18 protein-coding genes are annotated in these 11,818 nt (G+C 44.2%); 12 read left to right on the top strand and 6 right to left on the bottom strand.

The genetic code is table 11. The features are described from left to right. Positions 1-105 precede the first annotated feature (105 nt). Complete coding sequence (locus JGK14_RS31705; RefSeq protein ID WP_293177471.1) at positions 106-510, bottom strand: four helix bundle protein; 405 nt, start codon at positions 508-510, stop codon at positions 106-108. 54 nt (positions 511-564) lie between these two features. Continuing rightward, positions 565-1,392 carry a 4-hydroxy-tetrahydrodipicolinate reductase gene (gene dapB, locus JGK14_RS31700; RefSeq protein ID WP_293208402.1) on the bottom strand — a complete coding sequence of 276 codons (828 nt, stop codon included), beginning with the start codon at positions 1,390-1,392 and terminating at the stop codon, positions 565-567. A gap of 266 nt (positions 1,393-1,658) precedes the next feature. Between dapB and JGK14_RS31695 the strand changes: the two genes are divergently transcribed. From JGK14_RS31695 to JGK14_RS31685, 3 genes are all read left to right on the top strand, one after another. Next, the gene (locus tag JGK14_RS31695) at positions 1,659-4,214 is read left to right on the top strand and encodes an EAL domain-containing protein (RefSeq protein ID WP_325315910.1); all 2,556 of its coding nucleotides are present in this window, start codon (positions 1,659-1,661) and stop codon (positions 4,212-4,214) included. 202 nt (positions 4,215-4,416) lie between these two features. Next, positions 4,417-4,722, top strand: a complete 306-nt coding sequence (locus JGK14_RS31690) for a DUF4926 domain-containing protein (protein WP_293219519.1) — start codon at positions 4,417-4,419, stop codon at positions 4,720-4,722. Continuing rightward, the gene (locus tag JGK14_RS31685) at positions 4,697-4,867 is read left to right on the top strand and encodes a hypothetical protein (protein WP_293191862.1); all 171 of its coding nucleotides are present in this window, start codon (positions 4,697-4,699) and stop codon (positions 4,865-4,867) included. Before JGK14_RS31690 ends, JGK14_RS31685 begins: the two co-directional genes overlap by 26 nt. Here JGK14_RS31685 and JGK14_RS31680 read toward each other — a convergent pair. Together JGK14_RS31680 and JGK14_RS31675 are read right to left on the bottom strand one after the other, a co-directional pair. Then, a complete protein-coding gene (locus JGK14_RS31680) occupies positions 4,864-5,199 on the bottom strand; it encodes a type II toxin-antitoxin system PemK/MazF family toxin (protein WP_293177455.1) in 336 nt (111 codons plus the stop codon). The genes JGK14_RS31685 and JGK14_RS31680 overlap by 4 nt on opposite strands. Continuing rightward, on the bottom strand, positions 5,186-5,419 hold the full coding sequence (locus tag JGK14_RS31675) for a hypothetical protein (RefSeq protein ID WP_293202906.1): 234 nt from the start codon (positions 5,417-5,419) through the stop codon (positions 5,186-5,188). The genes JGK14_RS31680 and JGK14_RS31675 overlap by 14 nt, the downstream gene beginning before the upstream one ends. 387 nt (positions 5,420-5,806) lie before the next feature. On the opposite strand from JGK14_RS31675, the gene JGK14_RS31670 reads away from it, so the two are divergent. From JGK14_RS31670 to JGK14_RS31630, 9 genes are all read left to right on the top strand, one after another. Further along, entirely contained in the window at positions 5,807-6,256 is a 450-nt protein-coding gene (locus JGK14_RS31670; protein WP_293177449.1) for an element excision factor XisH family protein, read from the top strand. Further along, positions 6,244-6,579: a XisI protein gene (locus JGK14_RS31665; RefSeq protein ID WP_325315909.1), complete on the top strand. Its 336-nt coding sequence runs from the start codon at positions 6,244-6,246 to the stop codon at positions 6,577-6,579. The genes JGK14_RS31670 and JGK14_RS31665 overlap by 13 nt, the downstream gene beginning before the upstream one ends. Before the next feature lie 145 nt (positions 6,580-6,724). Continuing rightward, a complete protein-coding gene (locus tag JGK14_RS31660; protein WP_293177443.1) occupies positions 6,725-7,012 on the top strand; it encodes a hypothetical protein in 288 nt (95 codons plus the stop codon). After that, the gene (locus JGK14_RS31655) at positions 7,012-7,368 is read left to right on the top strand and encodes a type II toxin-antitoxin system PemK/MazF family toxin (protein WP_325315908.1); all 357 of its coding nucleotides are present in this window, start codon (positions 7,012-7,014) and stop codon (positions 7,366-7,368) included. The genes JGK14_RS31660 and JGK14_RS31655 overlap by 1 nt, the downstream gene beginning before the upstream one ends. A gap of 244 nt (positions 7,369-7,612) precedes the next feature. Then, the gene (locus tag JGK14_RS31650) at positions 7,613-7,807 is read left to right on the top strand and encodes a DUF2281 domain-containing protein (RefSeq protein ID WP_194012388.1); all 195 of its coding nucleotides are present in this window, start codon (positions 7,613-7,615) and stop codon (positions 7,805-7,807) included. Then, a complete protein-coding gene (locus JGK14_RS31645) occupies positions 7,792-8,124 on the top strand; it encodes a type II toxin-antitoxin system PemK/MazF family toxin (protein WP_293177389.1) in 333 nt (110 codons plus the stop codon). Before JGK14_RS31650 ends, JGK14_RS31645 begins: the two co-directional genes overlap by 16 nt. Before the next feature lie 39 nt (positions 8,125-8,163). After that, positions 8,164-8,313, top strand: a complete 150-nt coding sequence (locus tag JGK14_RS31640) for a hypothetical protein (RefSeq protein WP_293213396.1) — start codon at positions 8,164-8,166, stop codon at positions 8,311-8,313. A 64-nt stretch (positions 8,314-8,377) separates the two neighbouring features. Beyond that, positions 8,378-8,632 (top strand): type II toxin-antitoxin system ParD family antitoxin, encoded by a 255-nt coding sequence (locus tag JGK14_RS31635; protein WP_293177383.1) that lies wholly within the window; start codon positions 8,378-8,380, stop codon positions 8,630-8,632. A 520-nt stretch (positions 8,633-9,152) separates the two neighbouring features. Continuing rightward, positions 9,153-9,533, top strand: a complete 381-nt coding sequence (locus JGK14_RS31630; RefSeq protein ID WP_293208390.1) for an endonuclease domain-containing protein — start codon at positions 9,153-9,155, stop codon at positions 9,531-9,533. Positions 9,534-9,669: 136 nt separating this feature from the next. Here JGK14_RS31630 and JGK14_RS31625 read toward each other — a convergent pair whose 3' ends face one another. Further along, on the bottom strand, positions 9,670-9,846 hold the full coding sequence (locus JGK14_RS31625; RefSeq protein WP_293208388.1) for a hypothetical protein: 177 nt from the start codon (positions 9,844-9,846) through the stop codon (positions 9,670-9,672). Positions 9,847-9,901: 55 nt separating this feature from the next. Beyond that, on the bottom strand, positions 9,902-11,818 hold a 1,917-nt coding region (locus tag JGK14_RS31620), incomplete at its 5' end, for a hypothetical protein (RefSeq protein ID WP_293208385.1).

Raw genomic sequence — 11,818 nt, 5'->3', positions numbered from 1 at the left:
AATGGGGAATGGGGAATGGGGAATGGGGAATGGGGAATGGGGAATGGGGAATGGGGAATGGGGAATGGGGAATGGGGAATGGGGAATGGGGAATGGGGAGATTTTTTATTGGCGATCTATCTCAATTTTTTCATCACTTATTCGATCTTTTTTACCACCAATTGAGTTTAGATAAGCATTGAGTTTTGGTGGCAATTCATCGATTATTGGTTGAATTTTTATGACTTGTTCATCTGCTAACAACTTTCGGGCATATGCCAATCTCAACCAACTGATTGTTTCATACAAAGAGCCTCTGGCAATTTTAACAAAACGCCGATTGTCTTGATGATTGTACCTGCCGCGTCCTTCTGCGATATTAGCACAAACACTATCGGCGGCTCGTACAATTTGGTTGCCCATAGTATCTTTCGTGAAATAATCCCATTGTTTGACAATAAACCAAACCTCATTTGCTAGCTTTTCAGCCAATTTGTAAACATCCAAATCCTCAAAATCAGGTCTTGCCATATCTACACCCCTCTATTACCAATCCCCAATTCCCAATCCCCCATTCCCTATTCCCTAGAGTATTTTTTCCAATCCGTAAACGAGCGATCGCAATTCCAGCACTTTTCGCACCGATAACAAAACTCCCGGCATATAACAAGCCCGATCGCTCGTATCGTGTCGTAAAGTATAAACTTGACCTGGCCCACCAAAAATTACCTCTTGATGGGCAATTAAACCGGGCAAACGGATGCTGTGAATCCGAATCCCTTCATCGGCCACCGAACCACGAGCTCCCGCTATTTTTTCGGTTTCCTCAACTTCTGGCACATTGAAAGTTTTTCCCAATTCTGCTAGCATTTGAGCAGTTTGAATCGCCGTGCCACTGGGAGCGTCGGCTTTTTGATTGTGGTGCAGCTCGATAATTTCTACGTGTTCAAAATACTGAGATGCGGTGACGGCTGCTTGTTGTAGCAAAACCATGCCGATCGAGAAATTGGGTATAATCAAACAGCCGATGCTGGCTTTGTCAGCGAATTCACCTAAGTTATCAATTTGCTTGCTGCTCAATCCTGTAGTCCCAACTACCGGGCGTATACCATAAGCTATAGCCGATCGCACATTTTCATAAACAGACGAAGGGTGCGTAAAATCTACCATCACGCCTAATTGCTTTTCCTGAGATGCTAATACCAGCATTCCTTGCAAGTCGTCTGTTACCGGAACTTCTAACGGGCCGCATCCGGCTAATTCCCCCGCATCGGCGTTGAGGCACTCAGGAGAACGGTCTACAGCCCCAAATAAAGTCATGTCATCAGCATTTGCGATCGCCTTAATTACTTCGCGGCCCATCTTGCCACCAGCACCGTTAACAATCACCGGAATCGGAAGTTGATTCGCCATAATCTCAAAAATATCCTGAAACTTCGATCGACTAAATTTTAACGCTTGTGGGAATTTAGGGAAACAGGGGAATAAAAAACAGGACTTGTCGGCAAATCTTCAACAACCCGGTTTCCCCTCCCGAAATACTTGGCAAAATCGAGTAATTAACTTAAATAAACTCGGTTTCGGCACAATTTCTGAAAAAATTACACTCAATCTCATAATAAGCTCAATTCTGTGGAACAGACTTGTGCGAAGCGAATTTGCACCCATATATTTTTTCTGTGACTCCCAAATTCTCTCGAAATCTTCGTTCTGTACTGTCTGTCGCCACTGGCCTCGATCTGAGTTCTCCAGGCCGCCGGGTCAGAATTTTGCCTGCAATGCTGGCGGGTGCTACTGTAACGCTGCTGAATCTGGGAGTTCAACGGTTGGGATGGCTGCAAAGCTGGGAATTGGGCAGTTTTGACTCGTTAGTACGCTTGCAGCCCGATGCGGGCAGGGATCCGAGGCTGCTGATAGTGGGAATTTCCGAGGCAGATATTCAAGCTTTGGGGAGATTTCCGGTTTCCGACGGTGCGATCGCCCAAACCTTGACAAAATTGCAAAAGTACCAGCCAAAAGTCATCGGTTTGGACTTGTACCGAGATTTGCCGCAACCACCGGGACACGAAGAATTGCTGGTCAAGCTGAAAGCACCGAATGTAGTGGCGATCGCCAAAATGAGCGATGCAGAAAGTCCGGGAGTCCCGGCGCCCCAAGGAATACCGCCCGATCGAATCGGTTTTAACGACTTCGTGCTCGACGCTGACGGCGTGGTGCGCCGCCATTTACTCTCAGTCTCGCAAGCAAACAAGACTACTGTTTCGTCGTTTTCTCTGCAACTGGCTTTGCTGTATCTCAAAAACAGCGTGCAGCCCACAGATAGCCCTGTCCATCCCCACCAAATCAACTGGGGCAAAGCAGAATTTGTGCCTTTAAAATCTGACAGCGGCGGCTATGCAAATCTTGATGCCAGAGGCTACCAAATTCTGCTCAAATACCGTTCTGCCAATAATGTAGCGCGACAAGTCAGTATGTCGCAGGTATTGAAGGGGGAAATTGACCCAACCTGGATAAAGGACAAAATTGTGCTGATCGGAACGACAGCACCTAGTACCAGAGACGTGTTTCTGACGCCCTACAGTCCGGTTCAAAAACAAACTCCGAAAATGCCGGGGGTGATCCTGCACGCCCAAATGCTCAGCCAAATATTGAGTGCCGTTTTGGAGGGGCGATCGCTGTTTTGGATCTGGCCGCAATGGGCGGAAATTTTGTGGAACGCTTCTTGGGCTGTGCTTGGCGGGGTTGTGGCTTGGCGGATTGTGCACCCGGCGAGGGCAGCATTGGTTGGGGGTGCGCTGTTGATGGGGCTGTTGGGAATTAGTTTTGCGATTTTTATTGAGGGTGGGTGGGTGCCGCTGGTGTCGCCGGCTTTGGGTTTGGTGGTGACTGGTGTGGGCGTCAGCGCTTACAGGAAGCTTTACGATGCTTTTCACGACTGTCTGACGGGTTTGCCGAACCGGGATTTGTTTGTGGAATGTTTGGGGCGGGCGATCGCCCACAATAAAGGCCACCACAGCTATCTGTTTGCAGTGCTGTTTATTGATTTAGACCGATTTAAGGTAATTAATGATTCTCTAGGTCATTTGGTAGGGGACGAACTGTTGATGGCCGTGGTGCGGAGGCTGAGGGCAAGTATTGCTCGCGCGGATACTGTGGCGCGGGTGGGGGGTGACGATTTTGCGATTTTGGCGAGGAATGTCGATCTGGGGAATGCGATCGATTTGACCGATCGCATTCACCAAGCTTTAATTGTGCCTTTTGACGTGAGAGGGCAGGAGGTGTTTGTCACGGCGAGTATCGGAATTGCGGTGGGAGGCGAACCAACTACTACCACCCGGGAACAGCCGGAACACTTGCTGCGAGACGCCCACACGGCGATGTACCGGGCGAAGGCTTTGGGAACGGGAAGGTATCAGGTGTTTAATGCTTCGATGCACGATTTGGCGTTGGAGAGGTTGCGGTTGGAAACAGATTTACGGATGGCCCTGAAGCGTCGGGAGTTTTTGCTGCACTACCAGCCCTTTGTGTCTTTGGCTAGCGGGAGGATTATTGGGTTTGAGGCTTTGGTGCGCTGGCAGCACCCCCAGCGGGGCTTGATTTCGCCGGTCAAGTTTATTCCGGTGGCTGAGGAAACAGGGGCAATTGTGCAGCTTGGTGAGTGGGTGCTGGAGGAAGCTTGCCGGCAGTTGCGACTGTGGGAGGAAATGTTTGATTTCGATCGCCCTTTGATTATGAGTGTAAATTTATCTGGGAAGCAGTTTGCTCAGCCGGATTTGGTCGATCGCATTCAGGCTATTTTGGCAGAAACGGGTTTGAGTGCCGAGAGTTTGAAGTTGGAGATTACTGAGAGTGTGGTGATGGATGATGTCGAATCGGCGATCGGGGTTTTGAAGCAGATGAAAGCCTTAAATGTCAAATTGGGAATTGATGATTTTGGCACTGGTTATTCGTCGTTGAGTTATTTGAGTCGGTTTCCTACGGATACTTTGAAGGTTGATAAGTCGTTTGTCGGGCTGATGGAGTTGGGTGAGGGAGAGAATGTGGCGATCGTCCGAACAATAGTCACCCTGGCCCACGCTTTGGGAATGGATGTGATTGCTGAGGGTGTGGAGACGGCGGCGCAATTAGCTAGGTTAAGGGCGATCGGCTGCGAATACGGCCAAGGTTATTTTTTTGCTAAGCCATTACCGAGCGATGATGCGACTGCTTTGATGGCTTCTGAACCGCAGTGGTAGTTGTTAGTTATTAGTCATTAGTCAGCAGTCATTAGTCATTTAACGGGTGTATCTCAATGCAAGCGAATATATCCGTAGGGGCGAAGCATGACCTCCGTAAATATGAGATAATAACTAATAACTTATATGCGGTCATGCTTCGCCCTCTTCAAAAACCAGATGTACCCCATTTAACACTATTCGTTCGGAGGTAAGCACGATCGTGCCAGAATTATTTGATGCAGTCGAATTGTTAGTAACATTGCCTGAATCTAATTTACACCTAGGTGTTAGAGGGGCAATTGTAGATTGTTATGATGATGGAAATTACGAAGTAGAATTTAGCGATCGCTCTGGCGAAATGATAGCTTTGTGTACTCTGTCTACCGAGCAGTTTTTAGTTGTTTGGAAGTCGAAAGAAAGGCATTGGTTGTCTGTATCTGAGCTATTAGCTGCGATGGTTGGACGTTTGTCAGACGAACGTCAGATAGAAGTTTTAGAGTTTGCACGTTCTTTGTCTGGGAGATAGCGAGTTGTTGTCAGGGCGATCGCTTATATCAAAAAGGATCTCGCCCTTCGCCCGTGAAAAAGCGATCGAGGGCGATCGACCTTTCGATGAAAAAAAGGGCGATCGACCTTTCCATGAAAAAAAGAGCGATCGCCCTTCTCCCTAATTCACAAGATAATCACTCAGAGTTTTTAGTAAGCGTTGATGTCGCTCTGATGAAATAGCTCCAATAGAACCGATAATTTGATTGCGAGGTAATACAGCAAGGAAACCTAACCGAATCAAGGATTGAGACCGTAAACCGCTGGCAGCAAAGTCTGAGTCAGAGGGGGAAATAATATCGTCAAAACCTGGAACCTGTTGATTTAGTTGGGTACTAACACCACACACTAAAAAATCTCTATAAGGTGGGAGTTCCCTCAGAAGGATGGCTGGACGATTTTTAGTTGTCCCGTCAGTTTGGGGTATTGGGGTGAGAACAACATCAGCTTCCTGCATAGTCAGGATTTAGTGTTTTAATTGCATTGCTCGGGTAATCATCGTCCTGACTGTAAGCATTGTTTAGTTGATGCCTTGACAACCACAACCAGGCTTCGCGTTCTGCTAATTGTTCCGGGAGGACTGTGACAATTAGTTTTATGTTTGGTTCAAGCTTATAGGGTTCATCTAGCTGAATAGATTGCCCATCAAAATGTGCTGACAAAGAAATAAGCTTCATGGCTTGGATATCTTGAAGGCGAGTGCTTTTACTAAGTTTATCATATTTTGACGTTCTAGGGACACAGGCTTTGACCCGTTTTTCTACGATTAATTTGCTCCATTCCTTAGAAAAATGATCGCCCCTCCTCGAACCAAAAAGCGAGATTCCTCGGTCGAGAAAAGCGATCGACCTTTCCATCCCACTCATAGCGATCGCCCCTCTCCATCCACAAGACCGCGCGTGCGGAGCTATCCCGAGCGTGAATCGCCCTTTCCATATAGCCAAAAATAGGCAAAAAGCGATCGCACTTTTTGACTTATTCCAAAAGGGATCTCGCCTTTTATTTCCGCTTCCGAAATAAAGGGCAATGGCGAGATATTCAGTTTGTATTGCACTATTGCACCAGTGTATACTAGATTAGAGGGGTGTTTTGAGCTAGTTTATGCCACAGATATCTACCATAATGTCGTTAAAGCCGCTCTCATTAAAGACGGCTGGACAATTACTCACGATCCTTTCACTATTAGATTTGAAGACTTGACTGTTTACGCGGATCTAGGAGCCGAAAAATTAATTGCCGCCGAGAGGAGTGAGCGAAAAATTGCTGTTGAGGTGAAGGTATTTATCAGTCCTTCCCCAGTGACCGATCTCGAACGAGCCGTTGGACAATACTATCTATATTCGAGTTTTATGGCACGGCTGGAGCCCGATCGTACTCTATATCTTGCCATTCCGAAACGCACTTATGAAAACTTTTTTCAGCGTCCGTCGATTCAGGAATTTGTTAAAGAACGACAATTCCCTTTGATTGTTTTCAATCCCGACTTAGAGGAGATTGTACTATGGAAAAGTTGACTCAGTATCGATCGATCGCGCGAGAAGTAATCGACGAATATGCCCGATACAAACCTAGTTACGGGCAGAGCGATATGGCGGCAGTTTACGATATCGATCGCGACCATTATTTGCTGGTTAGTTTTGGATGGAATGGCGATCGGCGAGTTTACAGCACTATCCTGCATCTGCGAATTTTTGAGGGTAAACTCTGGATAGAACGAGATGAAACTGAGGAGGGCGTGACTCAGGATTTGCTGGATCGAGGGGTTTTTCAAAAAGATATTGTGCTGGCTTTTTACCATTATGAAGACCGGAAGTTGACTGATTTTGCAATTGCTTGAAATAAAAGGGCGATCGCTCTTGGTTGAGAAAAAGGGGTAAAGGGCGATCGCACGTTTTGACTTATTCCAAAAGGGCGATCGCCAATCGACTGACGGTAATAGTTGTATAATAGACAAAGTAGGCAAGCACAAAAAGTGAAAACCGATGTCACAGGCAATCCTCAACCAAATTGTCAATCAGCTTGAAATGCTGGAAATTTTAGAGTTACAGGAACTCGATCGGGCGATCGGGAAATATCTAGCCCAGAAACAGCAAGCTACTCAACAAAATCAAAAATTTGCTAAAAAAAGGCAATTATTTCGAGAGTGGGATGCCATTTCTGATGAGGAAGCTGCGGTACTAAAATCTGAGTTTGCGGCAGAAGATTTAGAGTTGGCAGAAGTTGCCTTAAGTGATTATATGCTGAGACTTCAACAACTGGATAAAATCTGATGCTAGGAGATATTTATTTGGCTGATTTGAATCCTTCGAGAGGCTCAGAACAAGCAGGAATTAGACCAGTCATTGTTGTACAGCGAGATACATTAGACCGCTTTACTACAACAGTCATCGTAGTTCCCGTAACAAGTAATCTGCGGCGTGCTAAAATACCAGGGACAATTATTTTGCCGACTGGTGAAGGTGGTTTACCACAAGATTCAGTCGTGCTTTGCTATCAAATAGTAGCGATAGATCGAGAGCGATTAATCAAAAAAATGGGCACTCTTTCAGCAGATTATGTATCAAGATTACAGGTGGCATTGCAGTATACATTGCAAATGGATGAATTTGAAAATGTAGAAGAATAGAATGAGTTGAAGTAAGCGCGTGCGAAGCTATCCCGTAGGGAATCGCACTTTTTGACTTATTCCAAAAGGGCGATCGCTTATCTGCGCTTACAAGCAAGGCGATCCTGCTATAATTGGCTAAAGTTGCTGATGTTGAGCCAGAGGAGGCAGAGGAATCTGCGCGATGAGCTGCTAATCTCAAGGATGCTATAATAGATAGGAGTTACGCATGACCTCAATTAGTATATTTTTCTAGGTAAATGAGATGAACGCTAAAGAATTACTCCTTAAGGAAGTAGAGAATATTCCAGAATTTATATTAGAAGAAGTTTGGAATTTCCTGCAATTCCTCAAATTAAAATACAATAAAGATAAGTTAGAAGCAAGCCTGCTCAGTGAATCTTCTTTGGAAAAAGACTGGTTAAAGTTAGAAGAGGATGAAGCATGGCAGAATTTGTAAAAGGTGATGTAGTAGTTGTTCCATTCCCATTTTCAGATTTAACACAAGCCAAGCGCCGACCGGCTCTAGTAATCGCAACTTTGGCAGGAGACGATATAATTCTTTGTCAGATTACTAGCCAAAAGATCGCCGATCGCTATGCTATCACTCTTGAAAGTAGTGATTTTAGCGAGGGCGGACTTAACCAAATTAGCAACATTAGACCTAATCGCTTGTTTACCGCAGATCGAGGAATTATACTTTATAAAGCCGGTCAGCTTAAAACTGAAAAGTTAAACGAGGCGATCGCTAAGATTGTTGAAATTATTCAGCAGTAATTCTCTATTGTCAAGCGTTCCCTCTGCTTAAAATACTGTTTGACTATGTTGTGTTGTGCGATCGCCATTTTGGGCTGGAAAGAGCGATCGCACTTTGTGACTTATTCCAAAAAGGCGATCGCAGGTTTGGCATCTGGTATAGATGAAGGGCGATCGCGCCATCTTCCCGCAGCCAAAAATGTTAAATAACAAAATTGGATAATTTTTGTTATTATGGAGGGTAGTAGTTGACTCAAATAGGTGACTCAACATCATGAATATATCCTTAACTCCTGAACTAGAGCAGTTTGTTCAATCAACAGTCAAAAACGGTAGGTACTCATCTGCTTCTGAAGTGATTCTGGCTGGATTACGATTGCTAAAAGAACGGGAAATTTTAGTTGTTTTGAATCCGGTTTCGTCAGAAGGCAAGCATAAAGCCTGCTATGATTTTTCGGATTTGGTAGGGCGATTAACTTGGCGGGGAGATGCAGTAACAATGCAGAGGAATCTACGCGATGAGTGGTAATCGCTATGTGTTGGATACGAATGCGATAGATTGAAAGTTTTCAGGTTTATGAATGTTAAGATGTTGCAGAGTTTTGAGAGGGTTTTTGGGAGGTTGTTGGGTTTAATTGAACGTGATTGTTGAGGCCAGATCCCCCCTAGCCCCCCTTAAGAAGGGGGGGACATGAAGGGAGGGGAGATTGGTGGGTTGTAATTTGAAGTATCGCACTTTTTGACTTATTCCAAAAGGGGCCAGATCCCTAGTTGTCAAGTAAACATCATTTGAGATAAACTAATCCTGAAACTATCCCCTAAATATCGCCCCATCACAGACAATTTCAATGCACATCCAGTCCCCCCCTTAAGAAGGGGGGCTAGGGGGGATCAATCCAAGACTAAGCAACTCAACCCAAAATTTCAATGAACATCCAGTCCCCCCCTTAAGAAGGGGGGCTAGGGGGGATCATTCCGAGACTAAACGACTCAACCATCGACTTCAACCAACATCCAGTCCCCCCTTAATAAGGATCACCAGGGAGATCATGCCTTTATTAAAAGACTCAAACTTCCACCTACCATACAACCCAAAACTCATCCCCATCGCCAAACAACTGCGAAAAAATTCAACTCCCTCAGAAAAAAAACTGTGGCAAAATTTTCTCAGAAATTTCCCTTTGCGAGTTTTGAGACAGCGCCCCATCGACAATTTTATTGTAGATTTTTATTGTGCGGCTTTACAGTTAGTAATTGAGATTGATGGGGAGAGTCATTTTACCGAACAAGGGAAACTATATGATGCAGAAAGAACGGGGATTTTAGAGGGGTATGGATTGAAGGTTGTCAGGTTTACGAATGTTGAGGTGTTGCAGAGTTTTGAGGGGGTTTGTGGGGAGTTGTTGGGTTTGATTGAGGGTGATTTTTGAGGCCAGATCCCCCCTAACCCCCCTTAAGAAGGGGGGGACATGAGTGGAGGGGAGTGGAATGGGTGGCTGGATGCGATCGAGGCGATCAGATAAAATATTAGGCAACATAATTTAATTGTACTATGGAAAAGTTGACTCAATATCGATCGCGCGATTCGTAAAAAAAGCGATCGACCTTTCCATCCCAAAAGAGCGATCGACCTTTCCACACCAAAAAGAGCGATCGCCCTTCCCTGAGAAAAAGTTGTAAAGGGCGATCAATCGGCACGATGCAAAAAGAGCGATCGCCCATGTCCCCAAAAACTACCTCCAAGAAAACGCTTATTTCAGGTTTATGGGATTACTTAACCAGTATCCTAGTTAGGGTACTACCATCTAAAGTTTCCTATTTCCCTATTTGGATTCCAAAACGCATATTTTGGATTAAAAAGCCAATCTATAAGATTAATATCTGGGTTGAAAGGATTAAATATCTGTGACTCATTTAATTGATTTCCAAAAACACTGATTGCTTTCTTAGCATCATTGACGGCTTCATTGACTAGAGGTGCAGCATACCTAGCAGCAAGATCCGCAGCAAAACTTCCTACTACTGCTCCTCCCGGGCCACCGAGGGCTCCACCAATACTTTTTCCTATTGCGCTGGCAGATGTTGTCATAAGAGTAGTAATCAATTCTTTTTGCGTATCGTCCGCAGTAGACAGACTGTAAATAGTGCTTGCCTTGTCTGATGCAAGCTTAAGAGCCAGCTTTATAAACTCCTGTTGAGTAATCTCATTACGCTTGCGTGGATCTTCTTTCTGAATCTTGAAATAGGATTCAGATAAGGCAAACAGATTTTCTAAGTATTTAACCTTTGTTTTACTTTCGCTAACACCTACTGATGCAGAACCTGATAAATTCTCTCCTGTATCATATATGAATTGTCTAGCTTCTTGCTCTTCATTAAGGTATAAAAGCATGGACAAAATCAAATCCTTGTCACTAGAATTATAGGAGTCTAATATGTAACCATAAGCTCCAAATTCCTTCCACAAGTTAGGATATTTATTTTTGTAAATAGCTCCTTCATTGTCAGCAAGTCGCTTCATTTCCTTAATTGTTTCAAAAGAAACCATTGGTGAAGGTTGAAGAAGTGCATCTGCAAACTTTTTTGTCTCAACTAGACTCGAAGATATGGAAGTACCTGCTCTTAGATATTCCACGAATGCTTCGGGAGATAATTGATGATAATCTGATTGAGTTAATGCTCCCCTATTTATAGCATCAATATAGCTCTTTGCTCCCGAATAACGAGCATTATTGCGTACTACTTGATCGTTTAATTTGGTACTAAAAATAACCCGATCATCTAAGAACATTAATGCAATATTTGTGCCAGAAAGTAAGGTAATTTCACCATATTGTATATCCGAATATTGCTGTAGCAAATTATTTTTTTGTAACTCTTCCTTTAGCCAGCTAGTTTTACTGTTTATCTGTGGAGCATCTGGAACTAGAATTGAACGTTCTTGACCGTTAAAATTGAAGGAGTACAGCCAACCAGATAGATCACCTTTTCTAATTGAATTTCGTGGCAAAAAACCCACAAAATTTTCGGGAACGACTCTAACAACATTATTACTATTGTTGCTACTACTGGTATAAATTAGTTGTAAACTATTTTGATTGTTGTCACCGATATTAAACTGATTATTACCCGTATTACCCGTATTGCCTGTATTACCTGTATTTCCAGTATTTCCACCACCATTGCCAGGAGTTATTGCAACGCCACCAGTGTTACTACTAGGTACAACAGTAAGGTTGAAAGACTTGGGATCGCTCCATTCTTTGCCGTCGAAAGCGCGGATAACTACCGGATTTGAGCCGAGAACAGAACCATAGAACTTGATGGTATTAAATTGGTCAGCAGGAATAAGATATTTTCCGAGGGGCTGACCTTCCAGCGTCGAAGCTTCCATGTCTATACGGGTTGGATCAACTGAAATTTCGTAGAATTGAATAGCATCGCCGTCAGGATCGGAAATTTGCAACCTGTCTGCATAGGTTTGTAGACTAAAGCTCGTACCATAACCCATTTGAAAATCTGGGAAAGTAATAACAGGCTTTCTGTTATTAGTGCTACCATCATCTTTCCTAGATGGCAAATCTTCCCCTAAAGGAACGATATCTACATCCTCTATCGGCAAATATTTGATATTAGACCAATCTAATCCCATTGCATTGAAAGTTTCAGCATCAGGAATCCAGCGACGCTTACCTGACTGCATCTGGTAGACTTT

This window comes from Microcoleus sp. PH2017_28_MFU_U_A (genome assembly GCF_020738035.1).
Taxonomy (GTDB): Bacteria; Cyanobacteriota; Cyanobacteriia; order Cyanobacteriales; family Microcoleaceae; genus Microcoleus.
Note: the sequence above shows the minus strand (reverse complement) of the source record. Positions and strands in the feature narration are given on the sequence as shown.